This window comes from Floridaenema evergladense BLCC-F167, from assembly GCF_041929205.2.
GTDB lineage: Bacteria > Cyanobacteriota > Cyanobacteriia > Cyanobacteriales > Aerosakkonemataceae > Floridanema > Floridanema evergladense.
The window spans coordinates 6,244,578-6,263,848 of sequence record NZ_CM171625.1; the positions used below are offsets into that span (position 1 = coordinate 6,244,578).

Here is a 19,271-nt window from a genome sequence, read left to right on the forward strand (position 1 = left end):
TAGCAGTAAAAACTACAAATTCCCCATGAGAAAACTAATTAGAGGATTACAAGAATTTCAATCTAACTACTTTACTAGCCATCGAGAATTATTCGAGAAGCTCTCAGAAGAACAGCATCCGAGAGCCTTATTTATTACCTGTTCGGACTCCCGCATCGATCCAAATTTGCTGACCCAAACCGAGCCAGGTGAACTTTTTATTATTAGGAATGCAGGTAACATTATCCCCCCTTACGGTGCCGCTAATGGTGGAGAAGGAGCAGCGATCGAATATGCTGTAGTAGCCTTAGAAGTTAAACAAATTATTGTCTGCGGTCACTCTAATTGTGGAGCCATGAAAGGATTATTGCAAATAGGTAAATTAGCTGAAGAAATGCCATTAGTTTATAATTGGTTGAAACACGCCGAAGCTACTCGCAGGTTGATTAAAGAAAATTATCAGAATTATGAAGGAAAAGAACTTCTGGATGCTACAATTGAAGAGAATATTTTCACTCAAATAGAAAATTTACGCACCTACCCAGCGATCCATTCCAAACTTCACAAAGGCGAATTGAGCATTTACGGTTGGATTTATAAAATTGAAACTGGTGGAGTTTTTGTTTACAGCATGGAAAGATGTAATATTCAAGCGAGACACGAAGATTTAGGATTTTCTATTCCCGAAAACATTGTCCAAGAAAAAGATATTAATACTTCGGAGGTAAATATGATTTAGCGTAAATTACTCATAGGAAATTAGAAATTTGAGCGACTGTACGCAGAGGCAAATTCTTTAGTTAATCAATTTTTACCTGAAGCGTAAAAGAACCGTAGTCAAGCACGAAATTTTCCTGAAAGTGTTTTTGTAAACGAACATGAGTTCAATGGCAGCAAAAAAATTCCCCAATAGTTGTGCTGAATATGGTGTCGCCATGTGTCAAAATCAGGGTAAGAATGCAGTATCAGTGCTGCTAAATAGCAAAGACCCAATGCTTGGAAAAACGCTACGTGGACGCTACCAAATTATTCGCCAGTTAGGAAGCGGGGGGTTTTCAACAACATTTGTAGCCCAAGATCTCGATCTCCCTGGACAACCTCTGTGTGTTGTTAAACAGCTAAAGTCAAACGACTCAGATCCGGCAATTTTACGAACCGTTAGGCGTTTGTTCGACACAGAAGCACAGGTGCTTTACCGATTGGGAAAACACGAGCAAATTCCTCAACTGTATGCACATTTTGAAGAAAATCAAGAATTTTATTTAGTGCAAGAGTATATTGAAGGAGAAGATTTTGGTCAAGAATTAATTACTGGTAAAAAGTTGAGTGAATCTCAATTAATTGCTTTTTTGCAGGATGTTTTACAAACTTTAGCTTTCGTACACGAACAAGATGTAATTCATCGCGATATTAAGCCTTCAAATTTAATTAGACGGCAGAAAGATGGCAAAATAGTTTTAATTGACTTCGGAGCAGTTAAGGAAATTAGAAGTTTGGTATTACATTCTGGAGAACAAATAACAGGCACTATATTAATTGGTTCTTCTGGGTATATGCCAAGCGAACAATTAAAAGGGAAACCAAGGTTTAATAGTGATATTTATGCTATAGGAGTAACGGCGATTCAATTATTAACTAAAATATCACCGGAAGAATTTGAAGAAGATGTAGAAACGGGAGAGATGATTTGGCGCGAACACGCATCAATTAGTAATGAATTAGCAGTAATTTTAGAAAAAATGGTACGATCGCATTTTAGAGATCGTTATCAATCAGCTAAAGAAATACTTTGCGATTTAGAGAAATTAAAAAATTATACTAACTATAATACAAAAATATTAAAATCAGCAGAAAGTCAACATAGTTATTTTAAAAATTATTCTTATTTATTGATTATTTTGTTGACAGCAGGCATAAGTTTTGGTATTGCTAAATTCTGGAATATGTACAATGAAAATTCAGTAGTCCTGCCACCAACAACAACTGTTACACCTCCCGTTGTATCGCCAAACAACCAAGCTGTAAAACTCCTAGAACAGGGAAAAACTTTAATAGAATTACAGCGCTATGAAGAAGCAATTACTAGTTTAGACCAAGCATTACAAATTGATAGCAAATCTGCCGAAGCTTGGTTAAGGCGAGGTCAAGCGTTGAGTAAATTGCAGAAATATGAAGAAGCCCAAAAATCATACGAAGAAGCTTTGAAAATTAGATCGGAGTATTCTCAAGCTTGGTATGAAAGAGGCTTGGCATTAGAAAAATTAAATCGCCACGAACTTGCCCAGGAATCTTTAATTAAAGCTATTGAAATTCAACCTAATAATGCTGAATCTCTGTATAATCTAGGAGAGATGCAAATTCAAGAAAAAAATTATAAAGAAGCTTATATTTCTTTAAATAAAGCTACAGAAATAAAACCAGATTATCGCCAAGCTTGGTATAAATTAGGTGTGGTTTTAAATCAAATAAATCAGCCTAAAAAAGCATTGACAGCCTTAAATAAAGCATTAGAAATCGAAATAAATTACGCAGATGCTTGGATAGAACATGGAGCAACACTAGGTAAATTAAACCAGAAAGAAGAAGCACTGATTTCTTTAGATAAAGCTTTAAAAATTAATTCAGGCTCGGCGGAAGCTTGGCAACAAAGAGGCGATATTTTAGGAAAATTGAAAAGGTATGATGAAGCGATCGCATCTTTAGATAAAGCCATCCAAATTAAATCAGATAATGCCGAAGCTTGGTATGAGCGAGGAGTAATTTTGTCTCAGATAAATAATGAAAACGAAGCGATCGTATCATTAGATAAAGCCACACAAATTAAACCAGATTATGCTGAAGCTTGGTATCATCGCGGATTGATTTTAGAGAAAAAGCAGAAACTAGAGGAAGCGATCGAATCTTACAATAAAACCATCCAAATTTGGCCTGCTAATCAAGAAGCAATTGCCAAACGCAAGCGCCTACAAAAAAAATTAGGACGTTAAATCATCTGTAATACTTTCCTTTTAGCCATAAATTTTGCACAATAATTCTAAGACAGTTAACACCAAATCCATCCACCGCTACTTTTATCCCCATGATTACCCAAGAAAAATCCCCAATAAATTGGCAACCAATTATTAAACAATTTGCCGCCATTGTTGGCGAAAAAAACGTAGTACAGCGTCGAGAAGAACTACTAACTTATGAATGTGATGGACTCACCAGCTATCGCCAAAGACCAGCTGTAGTAGTCCTACCACGCACCACCGAACAAGTAGCAGCATTAGTAAAAATTTGCGATCGAAATCAAATTACTTGGGTAGCCAGAGGAGCAGGAACCGGACTTTCTGGCGGTGCATTACCAATAGAAAATAGCGTCCTAATTGTTACCGCCTTAATGAATAAAATCTTAGAAATAGATTTAGAAAATCAGCGAGTTGTAGTGCAACCAGGAGTAATTAATAACTGGGTAACTCAAGCAGTTAGCGGCGCAGGATTTTATTACGCACCAGACCCTTCCAGCCAAATTATTTGCTCAATAGGTGGCAATGTAGCCGAAAATTCTGGAGGCGTTCATTCCTTAAAATATGGAGTCACAACTAACCATGTTTTAGGATTAAAATTAGTCCTTCCCGACGGCTCAATTGTTGATACTGGAAGTTTAGTTCCCGAAATGCCTGGTTATGATTTAACAGGATTATTTGTTGGTTCAGAAGGCACTCTGGGTATTGCCACAGAAATTACTTTAAAAATACTCAAAACAGCCGAATCAATTTGTGTACTTTTGGCAGACTTTACCAACATAGAAGCCTGTGGTGCAGCTGTGTCTGATATTATCAGTGCCGGAATTATTCCTGCTGGCATGGAAATCATGGATAACTTGAGCATTAATGCTGTAGAAGATGTAGTCGCTACTGGATGTTATCCTCGCGATGCAGTGGCTATCTTGTTAGTAGAAATAGATGGATTAGAAGTAGAAGTTGCTACTAATAAAAAACGCATTGCCGAAATTTGTCAAAAGAATGGCGCACGTAATATTACTACAGCGAATGACCCCGAAACAAGATTAAAATTCTGGAAAGGACGTAAAGCAGCATTCGCCGCAGCAGGTCATATAAGTCCTGATTATTACGTGCAAGATGGCGTAATTCCACGCACTCAACTGCCTTACATTTTGCGAGAGATTGAAGCCTTGAGTGACAAGTATGGCTATCGAATTGCTAATGTATTTCACGCAGGAGATGGGAATTTACACCCATTAGTTCTTTATGATAAATCAGTGCCGGGAGCATTAGAAAAAGTTGAAGAATTGGGAGGAGATATTCTCAAGCTTTGTGTAAAAGTTGGCGGTAGTCTTTCCGGCGAACATGGCATTGGTGCAGATAAAAAATGCTATATGCCAGCAATGTTTACAGAAATAGATTTAGAAACTATGCAATGGATAAGGCAAGTTTTTAATCCCAAAGATTTAGCAAATCCTGGGAAAATTTTCCCCACGCCTCGCACTTGCGGAGAAGCAGCACGCGCTCAAACCGAGAAAAAATTTGAGCAAGTCGAGGTATTTTGAGAAAGCGAGGCTGAGCCTCTAGAACTGCGTTACCAGGCTGAGCCTGGTAACGAGAGCGCGAGAGCTTGGAACGAGAGCCGTCCCTTTGTGCCTCGTTCTCCCTCGTTCCCCTCGTTCCCCTCGTTCCCAGGTTCTACCTGGGAATGCTTTTTTAGAGGCTCTGCCTCACCCGCTAAAAATCAATGATTTCTACTTCTAATAACCCTGGTTGACCTATGTAATTGCGGTAGCTAGAATAGCGCCAATGAGCAGGATCATCCACATAACCACGACGAACCGGATTACTGTGAATATAATTCAATTTTTGTGTGAACATTTCTTCATTCAAAATAGCTTGGGGATGAAATCCCTCTTGCCAGACTTGATATTGTTGATCCGTTTTGTGTTTGAGCTTATAAAATTGGAGTTGGGCAAGAATATGTTTGGACTGGTTTAGTGTAAGTAAATCAACGATCGATCTTGCCGTAAAGGATTTAAAATTTCCGATTTTCTTTGATAAACTTGCCGCCGACGCAATCAAATGGAGATGGTTTTCCATCAATACATAACTGTACAATATTAGGCGTTGTTGACGTTGCAGAAAAGTTAATGAATTCAGCACAATTTCTGCTAGTTCTACTTTACTGAATAGGGGTATCCAATTGACTACTGTACAGGTTAAAAAGTGCGGTTGATTCCCTATTACCCGATAACGGCTGCGTCCCATTTTATTACGCTTGATTAGATTGAGGCAGAGCCTCTTAAACAGCATTACCAGGCTGAGCCTGGTAATGAGGAAATAATAGCTATGGGGAAAATATTAGAAAACAGTAGATCCACTCATGCTATATACTTATTACCTGGCTTTTGAGAGTGGGAAAGTCAAGTTTTTGAAGAATAATTATGCTTTCTACTGAATTACGTTTTTAGACATTTACGAAGTAGGTGGCGCTGAGATTGAGGTCGATCGCACCTTGTACGATCGCAATCAGTTCCAAACTAGTTTCATTGAGAAAAATGGCTGTACCCACTGCTAAATCCATAGGTGAGGCTCCCAAAGTATATCTCGACGTGGAACCGGACAGTTGGATTGTGTCTTCCAAGATATTAAAGTCAGCAATTAGAGCATAATCGCTGATGCTATTCGTGTTCGGATCGTTGTCGCTGTAAAAGACTTCCTGTGTAACTCCGAGCACAAAGCGATCGCGTCCATTGCCACCAGTTAAGCGATCGATCTCCCCAAAACCTCTGTCTACTACTGCATCTGCTCCTGTGAGCAAGTCGTTGCCATCATCGCCAAATAAGCGATCGCCACCAGTACCACCGAAGATAAAATCATTACCACGTCCGCCATTAATGAGATCGGTGTTGCTATCGCCAAACAGGGAATCATTGCCATCGCCACCACTAATTTTGTCATTTCCCGCGCCGCCACTAATGTTGTCGTCAGCAGCGCCACCTGCGAGATTATCGTTGTTGAGAGTGCCCGACAAGTTGAGAGCCACGACAACTTTATTGTTTCTAGTGTTGACATTGTTAACCCCAACAAATCCCGCATTGACTACCGTGTTTAGGTTTAACAGAAAGCCGTTGGACTGGGTAAAGCTGTTGCCTTCGAGCAATTCTGTAAACAGAGTATTAGCATAGCCATGATTGCCGATAAAACTCCTCTGTCCGGGTTGAAACAAGTCGTTCCGGTTTGGGTAGACATCCAGAGTAGCCAAAGGATCGTCATAGCCCAAGATAAAACTGGTATGGAAACTAACAACACGAGCCGCATCAGTTGGATCTAGGCGATCGCTTGCACCCCTGCCCTCAAATGCAGGCCCAGCAGCATCTAATCCCACAATTTGCGAGATAGAGCACCCGGTAGATTGAAGATAGGTAGCACCACTAAATCCAGCGATCTGCGCCCCCAGGCTGTGTCCGATTAGACTTGTGTAGTCAGGATCTACGCTGATATTTCTCAAGTAAGCAGCTACTTGATTGCCAACATCCTTCGTTCTGTTAGCAGAGGGGAAATAGAAGGGATTACGCGCTCCATCTTCCCAGTCCACCAGAATTATATTAGCGTTGGACTCCCGCTGGCGAAGGGTTTGGGCATGATTAGTCATCCAATCAGTTGGCTGGTAATTGTTAGCAGCATTGCCACCCGTGTTGTTCCAGCCATGTACGATGATATAAGTCTGCGAGTTGCGATCGATTTGCCCGGAAAGGTCGATCGAACCATTACCCCAAATATTAAAATTGACCTGAACCATATTAATAATTCCTATATGGTGTTTTTTATTTGTTTACTTGAAGATATTCTTGCCAAAACATAGTAGATGTCAGATATTTAGCAGCATTTTGCCATTCTTTTACGTGCATATTATTTATCCTGGCTTTTTAGGTTTATTAAAAGGTTAATGAATTGACTGGTTTAACTATTTCGCTTATCTGTATAAAAGAGTTTTTGGCTTAAGGTTATCAAAGTTTCCATTGATGCCATCTCGATACGCTTCGGTTAAAAAACGAAGGCGTTTTAACTTGCGATCGTCAAACAAAAGTATAGCTATTATGGAACGGGAATAATTCTTAAGCAGTCTCAGGTAAAATTTGGCTGTTGAGTAATTGGACTTTCTTAGCCAGACTCCATTTCTAGTTCCATAATATGATAACCAAAGCTTTTCGTAAGCAGGTCTGTAAAAAGTTTTTCCGAAAAAGTTTTTGGTAATGGCTGATTTAGCCGTAGCTTCTTTATGAAGAATAATACTGTCTGTCACCAGTAAAATTCTCCCGGCTAACATTAATCTAAAACTATATTCTATATCATCGAAATGGATGAAAAACTCTTTTTTGGGAAAGCCTATTTGCTCGATCGCATTTCTTTTAACTAACAGTCCAACAAAAGAAGTAAAGCTTAGTTCTATTGTTTGATAATCTTGAATATCACTATATTTTACTTCTCTAAAAATTTCCGCTTCAAAATCAGAATCATAAAGAGAATTAACAAATCCTAAATGGGTAGAGGCAATCTTTTCTTTGGGATCGATCTTTAAATTTGATAAGGCACTTACATTTGGTTCAGATAAATGTTCGCATAACTTTTCTAAAGCATTTAGTTTAGGTTCAGCATCATCATCCATTAGCCATAACCAATCGTAACCTGCTTCGTAACCATATTTTACGCCTTCATAAAACCCCCCAGCACCACCAGTGTTTTCTGGCAATAAAATGTAATCAATGCAAGATTTTTCTAAGTAACCTTTTTCTTGTAGTAAATTAAAAGTTTTATCTGTAGAACCATTATCAATAATAATAATCTTGTCTAATAATCTGGTTCCAGAAATTAGTGCATCCAGACATTCAACCAACAGATGTTTGCGGTTATACGTTACAACCACAGCAGCAATTGTTTCAGCCATTTTCAAGACCTTGAAATTAATTTAAAGAATACTGCTTCGCTCTGGCTGTTTCCTCTGTCTGAAGACGGATTAATCCCATTAAGTATGAACATATCTTGGATTTTCTTTCTCCCTTTAATTTGAATAGTAAATTTCTTACTAATAGCTTTTCTGGCAAATTGCCAAGATTATAAAACTGTAACTCTGACGTAAAATTAACTTAATTTGATTAGAAATTCCCCATTTAGTAAGTCCCAATTTCCCAACCATAAATTTTAACTATTACCGAAGCGTAAAAACGGTAGTATTAAACAGTACAATTGACTTGATTTATCCGCTACAACCTGATTCATGCGGCGAGACTCAATCTTTTACAAACTCTTCCAGCAATCACCTACTCTGTTATTCGACTTACTGGCAACTCCCCCAGCTAATGCCAGCAGGTATCGCTTTGACTCGGTAGCAGTTAAAGAACCAAAATTTGAGATTGATGGTGTATTTCTGCCACCGGAAACTGATAGTACAGGAATCGTCTACTTCTGCGAAGTTCAGTTTCAGAAAGACGAACGATTATACGAACGTTTATTCGGGGAAGCATTTCTCTATTTTTACCGCAATCGAGAGCGTTATTCGGATTGGCAAGCGGTAGTGATTTATCCGACACGCAGTATGGAACAAAGCGATTCTCATCCTTATCGATCGCTGCTAAACTCCGATCAAGTGCATCGAGTGTATCTGAACGAGTTAGGTGGGATTCGAGAGTTACCGTTAGGGATAGCTTTGATGGTACTCACAATTGTCTCTGAAGAACAAGCACCAGTAGAGGCAAGGCATTTACTCGAACGTGCCCAACAAGAAGTCAGCGAACCAGAGGCAAGTCGCGCCATAATAAATACGATCGCCACCATAATCGTTTACAAGTTTACTAATCTAAGTCGTCAGGAGGTAGAAGCCATGCTGGGAATGCGATTGGAAGAAAGTAGAGTTTATCGGGAAGCCAAAGAAGAAGGACGAATTGAAGGACGAATTGAAGGACAACTGGAAGGACGACAGCAAGAAGCTGCTAATTTAGTTGTTCGTATTTTGTTGCACCGCTTTGGAGAGTTATCCGACGAACTCAGAGGACGCATATCTAACTTACCGCTATCTGTATTGGAAGATTTAAGTGAGGCGTTACTGGATTTTAGCAGTCTGGATGATTTGTCGGCTTGGTTAGCGGCGCACTAATAAATCCGATCGCCACCACGCAAAATAATATGAAGCAGATACCCGGTTTTTTGCAAAATTTTGCTTTGGGTTAACTCAAAAACCAGGGTAAACTCTGCATTAATAGCAACTTTGCTCGGTGTATAGAAATAGTCCAATGGTGAACGATAATTGATAGAGTAGTAAAATTTACAACTATTTCTATAAAGGGGATTTGATACTTGATAACTCAAACTGCGATCGCACAACAACTCACATCTATCCTTAACCCAAGCGCAATTTGTACCTGGGAAGAAATAGAAGCAACCCAACAAGAAACAATACTGAAAGTAACAGAAAATTCTTCTCCTAGTTGCATCGTTTATCCAAATACTCAAGAAGAGTTAGGCGAAATTATTGCCTGTGCTGATAAAAATCATTGGCGGGTTTTAGCTTGCGGTAATAGTAGCAAACTGACTTGGGGTGGTTTAACGAAAAATATCGATTTAATTGTTAGCACAAAGCGCTTAAATCGAATTGTGGAACACGCGATCGGAGATTTAACATTCACTGTAGAAGCTGGAGCAAAATTTGCTGATATTCAAGAAATTGTTGCTAAAGAAAAGCAATTTCTCGCTTTAGATCCAGCTTATCCCCAAACAGCAACTATCGGCGGAATTGTGGCTACAGCTGATGCTGGTTCGCTGCGCCAACGTTATGGCGGCGTGCGAGATATGTTATTAGGAATTTCTTTTGTTCGTTATGATGGCAAAATTGCCAAAGCTGGCGGCAGAGTAGTAAAAAATGTTGCCGGATACGATTTAATGAAGTTATTTACGGGTTCTTTTGGCACTTTAGGAATTATTAGTCAAGTCACTTTTCGACTTTATCCAATGTCGGAAGCTTCCCAAACTGTAGCGTTAATTGGTGCAGCAGATGCGATTGCGGAAGCTAATAAAATTTTGCTGGCTTCGGCTTTAACTCCGATCGCAATTGATTTATTATCTACTGAATTAGTCAATAAGTTGGGATTGGGTAAAGGTCTGGGTTTAATTGCTCGATTTCAAAGTGTAATGGAAAGTGTTAAAGAGCAATCAAACCGTCTTTTAGAAGTAGGGGAAAAGTTGGGTTTGTCAGGTAGCCAAATTTCGGCTAATGATGAAGTTAATCTATGGCAAGGATTACAAGATTCTATGTGGGAAGTTGGTGCAGAGTTGGCGATCGCCTGCAAAATAGGAGTATTACCCACTGCTGCTGTCACCACCCTAACTCAACTGGATAAACTTGCCCCTGGAAGTATGGGATTGATTCATGCTAGTAATGGGTTAGGATTGTTAAAATTTGATAGTGCAAACTTGTCATCACAAACAATTTTACAAATGAGAAATTTATGTCAATCAAATAGCGGTTTTCTCACGGTTTTAGAAGCACCTTTAGCTTGGAAAAAACAGTTGGATGTTTGGGGTTACAGTGGCAATGCTTTTGATGTAATGCGAAAAATTAAGCAGCAGTTTGACCCTGATAATATTTTTAGTCCTCATCGGTTTGTGGCAGGGATTTAGTTTTAATTAAACCGCGAAGACGCGAAGAGCGCGAAGGAAGAGAAGATGCAGATTTCTGAGAAACCAGCAACAAATAATGAAGATTTGAGTGGGTTTGATCCGAAGAATCCGCCTAATCCAAAGTTAATTGATACTTGTGTACATTGTGGTTTTTGTCTTTCCACTTGTCCGAGTTATCGCGTGATTGGTAAGGAGATGGATTCTCCTAGAGGACGCATTTATTTAATGGATGCGATTAATGAGGGAGAAGCACCTCTTGCTGAAGGAACGGTACAGCATTTTGATAGTTGTTTGGGTTGTTTGGCTTGTGTTACTACTTGTCCTTCCGGGGTACAATATGACAAGTTAATTGCCGCAACTCGTCCGCAAATTGAAAGAAATTATTCGCGGAGTTTGCCGGATACTCTGTATAGAAAATTGATTTTTAATTTGTTTCCTTATCCGCAAAGATTACGGGTTTTGTTAGCACCTTTATTGGTGTATCAAAAGTTGGGATTTCCTAAGTTTTTCCGCGCTACTGGATTACTGAAAAAAATCTCGCCTCGTTTAGGGGCGATGGAATCTCTTTTGCCTAATGTAACTGCTAAATCTTTTGTCGATACTTTACCGGAAGTTATCCCAGCAAAAGGGGAAAAAAGGTATCGGGTAGGGGTGATTTTGGGTTGTGTACAACGACTGTTTTTCTCTAAGGTAAATGAAGCAACTGTAAGAGTTTTAACTGCTAACGGTTGCGAGGTTGTTATTCCTAAAAGTCAAGGTTGTTGTGCTGCTTTACCGGAACACCAAGGACAAAGGGAACAAGCGCAAAGTTTGGCGCGACAAATGATTGACAGTTTTGCTGAAACTGGCGTTGATTTTATCATTATTAATGCGGCTGGTTGCGGTCACACTTTGAAAGAGTACGGTCATATTTTGGCAGACGATCGTAACTATCGGGACAAGGCAAAAGCATTTGCAGCTAAGGTGAAAGATGCTCAAGAATTTTTGGCAGAAGTGGGATTAAAAGCGCCACTTTCACCGATTAGTGATAATGAGTTAATAATGGTTTATCAAGATGCTTGTCACTTGTTACATGGTCAAAAAATTAGTATCCAACCTCGTCAATTATTAAAGCAAATTCCTGGGGTGAAATTGCGCGAACCAATAGATGCTGCTTTATGTTGTGGTAGTGCAGGTGTTTATAATATGCTGCAACCAGAAGTAGCAGAAGAATTGGGAGAACAAAAAGTTACTAATTTGTTGAATACTGGGGCGCGTTTAATTGCTTCTGCGAATCCTGGTTGTAGTTTGCAAATTAGTAAACATTTGCAGATTCAAGGAAAGGAAATTCCGATTATGCACCCGATCGAATTATTAGATTACTCAATTCGAGGTGTAAAAATCGACGCATAAATTGGTAAGCAGTGAATTGCTGGCAAAATTCGTCATTTCTGGGTTTTGAATTGCAAATAAATTCAGACCGAATTGACTTTGCCAGCAGTTGAGTTTAGGAAATTCCGAAAATATACTGTTGTCGGTACTTTTTAAACTTCTTAAACTTTAGCTATGTCCACCATACAAGATTTCTAAAAATAGAAGGTGAAAACATGGCTTATGTACATGAGATAAAATTTTTTATCTGTAGCCAAACAGGTAGATTAAAAGTAGCTCTTTATGATAACCCTCCTTTGTTTAGTAATGAATTTTGGATTAAAAATATTGATGCTTCAGAACTGAGTTTAACCTGTATTCCAAATGGATGGAAACTTGAGCAAAAATATAAAGTAGAATCACTTGGGATTAGACCTTTTCATGCTTCTAAACCTGAATTTGATTTTATCGATCGATATGCTGAAGTAGCTTTTCAGGTTGCTAAACAAGCTGCTATGCAAGGAATCATAGCAAACACAGGTTTATTACCTCCTTTTTAAACGACACTAAAGATGGGTGATGGTGCGTTACGCTAAAGCTAACGCACCCTACAATATAGAGACTTTTCTATATTTACAAACAAGGTACAGTCACGTAAAATTTAGCTGGGCCTTCGGAAGTTACTCGCAGCTTACAATTAACACCAGTTCGATCGCCACACACCCGCGCAAATTCTCCGGCTATTGGCAACTCGTTAAACCAAACTTCTGCTACACAACCAGAAAAAGATCGATCGCTAATCCTCCAAAAGCATTCTACCGCCTCTGTCGCTTCTGCAAATCTTCTGACGACTTCGTAACTTAAAGCTTTTCTATCTTCTGTTAGTACAATTGTTCTGTAATCTAAAGTATCAAGCGATCGACTTTGGACAAGCATTTTTGATTGACATAGAAGAACTTTTACGGTATTAACATGGAAAGAAAGCGATCGAACATAGTAAAAACACTCGAATTTGAAAAATTCCTTTTGCGATCGTCAACAAATAATATAGATGAATTTCTGGTTAAAAGAAGAATCATGCAACAAAATCCGGCTCTCCCGTAATCATGGTGATAAGTAAACCTAATTAATTAGCCAAGTGCTTACTCCACAAGGTTTCCCAGTCCCTAGTCCCCAGTCCCCAGTCCCTAAAACCAGGGTTTTCCACCACAAGTACGGGAGAGCCCAAAATTCATAGTAAACTCTAGCTATTACATTTTCTACTAAGCTAATTTTTAGTAATTCAAAACATACAAATTTTCTACTTTAAGCCAATTCTTAGCAATTTTCTTTTCCTAACAATGAACAAAAAAATTAACCAATCAATTTTGCTTTTCCTCTGTCTTGCTCATATAAGTTTAATATCCTGTAGCCCAAAAAAAGAAATTGATGAATTAGCTGCTACTGAAAAGCAAACACAAGCAGTTAATTCTGGCTCACAAACGCAGCTTCAGCAACCTGAAAAACCACTTTTTTCTATCACTAAAAATGGTAAAGAAGGCTTTATCGATCGTACAGGTAAAATTTTAATTCAACCTCAATACGATTTAACATTCAGTTTCTCAGAAGGTTTAGCACCAATCAGTATAAACTCTAAATGGGGTTACATTGACCAGACAGGCAAAATAATTATCAAGCCTCAATTTGAAGAAGTAAACAACTTTTCAGAAAATTTAGCGGCTATTAAAACTGGCTCCAAATGGGGTTATATTGACGAGACAGGAAAAATCGTCATTAAACCTCAATTTAGTGAAGTACAAGACTTTTCCGAAGGATTAGCATCGGTCAAAATTGGTAATAAATGGGGCTATATCAATCCCAAAGGGCAAGTATTAATTCAGCCTATTTATGATGAAACTAGCCCCTTTTCTGAAGGATTGGCATCAGTTAAAATCGGAAAAAAATGGGGTCACATTGATAAAAAAGGAAAAACAGCTATTAAGATTATATTTGATGATAATAGTTTGTTTTCTGAAGGTTTAGCCTCTATTAAAGTTGGCAAGAAATGGGCATTCATTGACAGAAAAGGAAAAGTGGTAATTAAGCCTATATTCGATGACACGAGCCTATTCTCTGAAGGATTAGTACCAGTAAAAGTTGGTGCTAAATGGGGATTTGCTAATAAAAAAGGAATTTTAGCAATTAAGCCAATATTTGATGAAGTTAATGTTTTTTCTGAAGGATTAGCAACTGTAAAAATAGGTAATAAATGGGGATTTATCGACAAAGCTGGGAAAATAGTTATTAAACCTCAATTTGATCAAGCCTATGGTTTTTCTGATGGACTGGCAACCATTGGAAGCAATGACGGTAAAATTGGTTATATTGATAAAACAGGTAAATTTGTTTGGAAACCAACTAAATAAGGATTATACAGATATCTAAATTAGCTTTCGCGGAAGGTTGTATTGATAAAAGCGTAAATTTAAGCACATGAGTATGGCTAGGTTGACAATCATTTGCGATCGGCTAAACTATAATCAGATTAAAGTAACTAGGTGTATTAAAATGAAGTTCAATTTAAATAAAATCTTTTTAATAACTTTTCTAGCTATCTGCTTCAGCATAATTAGTGGCAAATCTCCATCAGCACTGGCTTCAGATACTCATAATATGACCCAAGAAGCCAAACCAGAACCATCAGTTATTCCCACTCCTCAAAATAAGAGTGCTTTAGTTCCCATCCAAGAGAATGAAAAATATGGTTATGCCGATCGCACTGGTAAAATAGTTATTCCTCCTCAATTTGATGAAGCTAGGAAATTTTCTGATGGTTTAGGCATGGTAAGAATTAAAAACAAATATGGCTATGTATCAGAAACAGGTCAAATAGTTATTGGTTTAAAATTTGATGATGCCTTAGAATTTAACGAAGGATTAGCAGCAGTTAAAATTGGCAACAAATGGGGTTACATCGACAAAACTGGAAATGTAGTAATTTCCCCTGAATATGATGAAGCAAAACACTTTTCTGAAGGGTTGGGATTAGTTGGATTAGACGGGAAAAAATCTGCACATAGTCACTCTGTTAACAGCCAAAAATCTACTAGAAAATACGGTTATATTGACCGTAGTGGAAAAATAATTATTCCCATAAATTTAGCTCATGCTTTTACATTTTCCGAGGGATTGGTACAAATAATAATTGACGAAAACCCTGATATTCCTAATAGCGGCAAATACGGTTATATGGATAGAACAGGCAAAATTGTAATTACGCCACAGTTTGGCTGCGCCGATCCATTTTCTGAAGGTTTAGCCAGAGTATCTATTAATAATAAAAATGGCTACATAGATAAAACTGGAAAATTTGTCATCCCACCACAGTTTGATGTTGCTGCGAGTTTTTCGGGAGGTTTGGCAGAAGTGAGATTAGGAGATAAATCGGGGTATATAGATAAAACTGGTAGATTTGTCGAAAATATTAATAAACAGCAGTGATGAAATTTCCCTCTATTTCATCCAATAGATAGAGATAGAGAAGTGTAACTAAAATATCTTCCTAAAGGGTATTTAGAGAGCAAAGGTTTGCCTTGTAAAGTCAAAAAGTTGCTCTCAATATACCTGCGATCGCTATGGTAGACATCTATATTCTTGACCTGCTAGTTATCGGGTTATTATTACTAATTGTTACTTTAGCCTCTGGTTGGATTGCCCGATTACCCCTATCTTTTGCTTTAATATACTTAATTGTTGGCGTATTTTTAGGGCCTTATGGATTACATCTAATTCAATTGCGTCCAGATGCTGAAACTTTGGAAAGATTGACCGAATTTGTGGTAATTGTTTCCCTCTTCAGTTGCGGATTAAAAATGAATCGACCGCTGCATCCTATGGCTTGGGGTTCCACAGTTCGGCTAATTGGTCTTTTAATGCCTATTTCCATTTTTGCGATCGCTGCTGTCGGACATTTTCTCCTAAAAATGGACTGGGGTCCAGCAATTTTACTAGGCGCAATTCTAGCACCAACTGACCCAGTATTAGCTTCAGAAGTCCAAATTTCCCATGTAGAAGATAAAGAAGAATTACGTTTTGGTCTAACCTCAGAAGGCGGTTTAAACGATGCTTTAGCTTTTCCTTTCGTTTATTTTGGTATTCACTCTTTAAAAGATAGTAATTGGGAAAACTGGTTTAAACAGTGGGTAGCAATTGATTTAATTTGGGCAATTGCTGCTGGTATTATTATGGGTATTTTAGTCCCAAAAGCAATAGTTTGGATTGACAAACGACTACAAAAATTTCGCCCAGTTGGTGAATTAATGGAAGATTTTGTAGCACTTGGCATCATTTTACTCACATATTCCTTAACAGAAATTGTCAATGGATATGGATTTTTAGCCGTATTTGTTGCCGGAATTATTGCTCAACGTAGCTATCAAGATCCAGAAAAACGCCTATCTCAATTAGAATTTACAGAAAGAATTGAAAAATTGATGGAAGTTGGGACTATTTTATTACTAGGTTCCATCCTAAGATTACCTCAAATTGTACAATTTGCTGGGCAAGGATTATTAGTAGCAGCACTGTTAATTTTTCTGATTAGACCTGTAGGAGCTTGGCTTAGTACAATAGGAGGTGGTTATCCTCAAATCACCCGTTACTTATTTGGCTGGTTTGGTATTCGTGGCGTTGGTTCATTGTATTATTTATGCTATGCTTTTGGTGAAGGGTTAAAAGATAATTTAGGGGAACAAATTGCCTGGATTACTTATATAACGATCGTAATTTCTGTACTTTTACACGGTGTTAGTTCTACACCATTAATGAAGTTGTACGAACGAAGTTTGGAAAAGCGTCGTGATAAAATTGCTAGTGAAGCAGGTGTTGGTAAAGCTTGACATTTTAGACTAAATAACGCAAGTTGCTAGTTATAATAATTGAGATTAACATTAGTAAGTTGTTGCGCTTTAGCGCTCTTATCGAGAGTAGTAATAAGAGCGCTAAAGCGCAACAACATACCTATTTCTAAGTAATTTTATTTTTTATGAACCGCAGAGACGCAGAGAACGCAGAGAGAAAAGAAGGAGGAGTTGATAACTCAAATAGGATTATTATAGATGCCATATTGAGAGAAGCTTCAGAACTTTATAATGCTGGTTATTTGCTGGAAGCAGGAGAAAAGTATCAGGAGATTTTACAGATAAATGGCGACTGTGCTGAAGCTTGGCATGGTTTGGGAATGGTGTATTTTAATCAAGAGAAATATCAGGATGCACTAGAAATTATATCTCAAGCTTTAAGTTTTGATGCTGTTAACCCTAAATTACATTACAGTTTAGGTTTGGTATTAGAAAAAATTGGTTATCTTGAAGAAGCGATCGCAGCTTATCAAAAGGTTATAGAACTATCTCCTCAGTGGATTGAAGCTTATCATAGTTTAGCTAAACTTCTCACAGAAACAGGTAATTTTGCTCAAGCGGAAGTTATATATTTGCAAACAATAGAATTAGATAAAAATGATTATCTCAGTTATTTATATTTGGGTAATTTGTTGATGATGCAGCAGCAGATTGAAAGAGCAATTAACGCTTATCAAACATCTTTACAATTTAAACCATTTGACCATTTAATTTTGCATAATTTAGCTATTGCTTTTGTCGCTAAAAATGAATCAGCGATAGCATCTTTTTACTTTGGTTATGCGGCTTATTATCAGGGAGATTATCAACAAGCAATTATTCATTTTCGGAATTATCTCAATACTGAAATAGGAGAAATTTATCTTTTCTTACACTTGTCTCTTGCTTTACAAGAATGTGGTAAAACTCAAGAAGCAATTCAATTAATCAATGATGCTTTAAACTTATTTCCTGATAATTTGACTTTAAAATTAGAAAATGCGCGAATCTTGCCAATTCTCTATAAAGATCGATCGGAAATCCAATTCTATAGACAAAGATTTGTGCAAAGTTTATCCGAGTTATGTCAAGCAATAAATTTAGTCACTATTGAATCAAAAGAAAATTCTCTACAAGCTATTAGTTGGCGCACTAACTTTTATTTACAATATCAAGGTTACAACGATTTAGAGTTGCAAAAGATCTATGGAAATTTGGTACATCAAGTAATGGCAGCTAACTACCCTCATTGGGCAAAAAAGCTACGAATTCTCCCATTAGAAAAAGCTGAAAAAATTCGTATTGGCTATGTTTCTGATAGTTTTCATTGGCATACAGTTGGCACAGTATTTTTAGATTGGATTAAAAATCATCAAAAACGAGATTTTGAAGTTTATTGTTATTATATAAACAATCAAATCGACCAAATTACAGAAGAATACCAAAAATTTAGCGATCGCTTCCATCATATTCCTCATAACTTAGAAGCTACTTGCCAACAGATTACTGAAGATAAATTACATATTCTCGTATTTCTAGATATTGGCATGACACCCAAAATAACACAACTTGCAACATTGCGATTAGCACCAATTCAATGTGCAGCATGGGGACATCCAGTAACAACAGGATTGCCTACAATTGATTATTACTTATCGGCAGATTTACTAGAACCGGAAAATGCTCAAGAGCATTATTCCGAACAATTAATTCGCTTACCTAACATTGGCATTTCCTACAGTAAACCACTAATTTCTGCAATTACAAAGACTCGCGCCGACTTTCAATTGCGGGAAGATGCAATTATTTACTTATCCTGCCAATCTCTTTTTAAATATCTACCTCAATATGATTATATTTTTCCTACTATTGCTCAAAATGTAGGGCGATCGCAATTTGTTTTTATTGCTCATCCCATAAATGAAATTACCGAACAATTTCGCCAACGCATTCAACAAGAATTTACTAAATTTGACTTGAATTTTGACGATTATTGCCTAATTTTACCCCGCCAAAATCAACCAGATTACCGCCAACTTAACTTATTAGCTGATATTTCTCTCGATACAATTGGATTTACTGGATTTCTCACCACATTAGAAAGTATTGCTTGCAACTTACCAATAGTTACTTGCGTAGGTGAATTTATGCGATCGCGTCAAACTTACGGCATTTTAAAAATGCTAGGAATTACCGATACAATTGCCAACAATTCAACCGAATACATTCAAATAGCTGTAAAATTAGGCTGTCAATCAGAGTGGAGACAAAAGATTGTCGAGAAAATTAAACATCGCCAAACCTCTCTTTACAACGACAAAACTCCTATAATAGCACTCGAAGAATTTTATCACAGCGTACACAGATCTCCGACTTCTTGAAGAAGTCGGGGATCTAGCTT

At 37.6% G+C, this 19,271-nt stretch carries 15 protein-coding genes; 11 read left to right on the forward strand and 4 right to left on the reverse strand.

Translation table 11 applies throughout. The features are described 5' to 3' along the window. Positions 1-25 precede the first annotated feature (25 nt). From ACE1CA_RS29760 to glcD, 3 genes are all read left to right on the forward strand, one after another. Positions 26-718 carry a carbonic anhydrase gene (locus ACE1CA_RS29760; protein ID WP_486517584.1) on the forward strand — a complete coding sequence of 231 codons (693 nt, stop codon included), beginning with the start codon at positions 26-28 and terminating at the stop codon, positions 716-718. Positions 719-866: 148 nt separating this feature from the next. Further along, on the forward strand, positions 867-2,966 hold the full coding sequence (locus tag ACE1CA_RS29765; RefSeq protein WP_413279604.1) for a tetratricopeptide repeat protein: 2,100 nt from the start codon (positions 867-869) through the stop codon (positions 2,964-2,966). A gap of 92 nt (positions 2,967-3,058) precedes the next feature. Then, positions 3,059-4,531: a glycolate oxidase subunit GlcD gene (glcD, locus tag ACE1CA_RS29770; RefSeq protein ID WP_413279603.1), complete on the forward strand. Its 1,473-nt coding sequence runs from the start codon at positions 3,059-3,061 to the stop codon at positions 4,529-4,531. Between the two features lie 172 nt (positions 4,532-4,703). Here the strand turns inward: glcD and ACE1CA_RS29775 are convergent, their stop codons facing one another. The 3 genes from ACE1CA_RS29775 to ACE1CA_RS29785 form a co-directional block, all read right to left on the reverse strand. Beyond that, on the reverse strand, positions 4,704-5,237 hold the full coding sequence (locus tag ACE1CA_RS29775; RefSeq protein ID WP_413279602.1) for an REP-associated tyrosine transposase: 534 nt from the start codon (positions 5,235-5,237) through the stop codon (positions 4,704-4,706). A gap of 199 nt (positions 5,238-5,436) precedes the next feature. Next, on the reverse strand, positions 5,437-6,771 hold the full coding sequence (locus ACE1CA_RS29780) for an alpha/beta hydrolase family protein (RefSeq protein ID WP_413279601.1): 1,335 nt from the start codon (positions 6,769-6,771) through the stop codon (positions 5,437-5,439). Positions 6,772-6,945: 174 nt separating this feature from the next. Next, positions 6,946-7,917 (reverse strand): glycosyltransferase family 2 protein, encoded by a 972-nt coding sequence (locus ACE1CA_RS29785; protein ID WP_413279600.1) that lies wholly within the window; start codon positions 7,915-7,917, stop codon positions 6,946-6,948. A 330-nt stretch (positions 7,918-8,247) separates the two neighbouring features. On the opposite strand from ACE1CA_RS29785, the gene ACE1CA_RS29790 reads away from it, so the two are divergent. From ACE1CA_RS29790 to ACE1CA_RS29805, 4 genes are all read left to right on the forward strand, one after another. Next, positions 8,248-9,123 (forward strand): Rpn family recombination-promoting nuclease/putative transposase, encoded by an 876-nt coding sequence (locus ACE1CA_RS29790; protein ID WP_413279599.1) that lies wholly within the window; start codon positions 8,248-8,250, stop codon positions 9,121-9,123. Between the two features lie 200 nt (positions 9,124-9,323). Then, positions 9,324-10,643, forward strand: coding sequence for an FAD-binding oxidoreductase (locus ACE1CA_RS29795; RefSeq protein ID WP_413279598.1), 1,320 nt, complete (start codon positions 9,324-9,326; stop codon positions 10,641-10,643). 45 nt (positions 10,644-10,688) lie between these two features. Continuing rightward, entirely contained in the window at positions 10,689-12,035 is a 1,347-nt protein-coding gene (locus ACE1CA_RS29800) for a (Fe-S)-binding protein (RefSeq protein ID WP_413279597.1), read from the forward strand. A gap of 194 nt (positions 12,036-12,229) precedes the next feature. Continuing rightward, positions 12,230-12,553 (forward strand): hypothetical protein, encoded by a 324-nt coding sequence (locus tag ACE1CA_RS29805; RefSeq protein ID WP_413279596.1) that lies wholly within the window; start codon positions 12,230-12,232, stop codon positions 12,551-12,553. 73 nt (positions 12,554-12,626) lie between these two features. On the opposite strand, the gene ACE1CA_RS29810 is transcribed toward ACE1CA_RS29805, so the two are convergent. After that, positions 12,627-12,929 carry a hypothetical protein gene (locus tag ACE1CA_RS29810; RefSeq protein WP_413279595.1) on the reverse strand — a complete coding sequence of 101 codons (303 nt, stop codon included), beginning with the start codon at positions 12,927-12,929 and terminating at the stop codon, positions 12,627-12,629. 404 nt (positions 12,930-13,333) lie between these two features. Here ACE1CA_RS29810 and ACE1CA_RS29815 point away from each other — a divergent pair, with 404 nt between their 5' ends. From ACE1CA_RS29815 to ACE1CA_RS29830, 4 genes are all read left to right on the forward strand, one after another. Beyond that, a complete protein-coding gene (locus tag ACE1CA_RS29815) occupies positions 13,334-14,398 on the forward strand; it encodes a WG repeat-containing protein (RefSeq protein ID WP_413279594.1) in 1,065 nt (354 codons plus the stop codon). Between the two features lie 142 nt (positions 14,399-14,540). Beyond that, positions 14,541-15,473, forward strand: coding sequence for a WG repeat-containing protein (locus tag ACE1CA_RS29820; protein ID WP_413279593.1), 933 nt, complete (start codon positions 14,541-14,543; stop codon positions 15,471-15,473). 134 nt (positions 15,474-15,607) lie between these two features. After that, positions 15,608-16,870, forward strand: coding sequence for a cation:proton antiporter (locus ACE1CA_RS29825; protein WP_413279592.1), 1,263 nt, complete (start codon positions 15,608-15,610; stop codon positions 16,868-16,870). A gap of 146 nt (positions 16,871-17,016) precedes the next feature. Continuing rightward, entirely contained in the window at positions 17,017-19,251 is a 2,235-nt protein-coding gene (locus ACE1CA_RS29830; protein WP_486517585.1) for a tetratricopeptide repeat protein, read from the forward strand. Positions 19,252-19,271: the final 20 nt, after the last annotated feature.

Coding starts and splice junctions, on each gene's coding strand:
- ACE1CA_RS29760 (WP_486517584.1), top strand. CDS start 26: ATGAGAAAACTAATTAGAGGATTACAAGAATTTCAATCTAACTACTTT.
- ACE1CA_RS29765 (WP_413279604.1), top strand. CDS start 867: ATGGCAGCAAAAAAATTCCCCAATAGTTGTGCTGAATATGGTGTCGCC.
- glcD (WP_413279603.1), top strand. CDS start 3,059: ATGATTACCCAAGAAAAATCCCCAATAAATTGGCAACCAATTATTAAA.
- ACE1CA_RS29775 (WP_413279602.1), bottom strand. CDS start 5,237: ATGGGACGCAGCCGTTATCGGGTAATAGGGAATCAACCGCACTTTTTA.
- ACE1CA_RS29780 (WP_413279601.1), bottom strand. CDS start 6,771: ATGGTTCAGGTCAATTTTAATATTTGGGGTAATGGTTCGATCGACCTT.
- ACE1CA_RS29785 (WP_413279600.1), bottom strand. CDS start 7,917: ATGGCTGAAACAATTGCTGCTGTGGTTGTAACGTATAACCGCAAACAT.
- ACE1CA_RS29790 (WP_413279599.1), top strand. CDS start 8,248: ATGCGGCGAGACTCAATCTTTTACAAACTCTTCCAGCAATCACCTACT.
- ACE1CA_RS29800 (WP_413279597.1), top strand. CDS start 10,689: ATGCAGATTTCTGAGAAACCAGCAACAAATAATGAAGATTTGAGTGGG.
- ACE1CA_RS29805 (WP_413279596.1), top strand. CDS start 12,230: ATGGCTTATGTACATGAGATAAAATTTTTTATCTGTAGCCAAACAGGT.
- ACE1CA_RS29810 (WP_413279595.1), bottom strand. CDS start 12,929: ATGCTTGTCCAAAGTCGATCGCTTGATACTTTAGATTACAGAACAATT.
- ACE1CA_RS29815 (WP_413279594.1), top strand. CDS start 13,334: ATGAACAAAAAAATTAACCAATCAATTTTGCTTTTCCTCTGTCTTGCT.
- ACE1CA_RS29820 (WP_413279593.1), top strand. CDS start 14,541: ATGAAGTTCAATTTAAATAAAATCTTTTTAATAACTTTTCTAGCTATC.
- ACE1CA_RS29825 (WP_413279592.1), top strand. CDS start 15,608: ATGGTAGACATCTATATTCTTGACCTGCTAGTTATCGGGTTATTATTA.
- ACE1CA_RS29830 (WP_486517585.1), top strand. CDS start 17,017: ATGAACCGCAGAGACGCAGAGAACGCAGAGAGAAAAGAAGGAGGAGTT.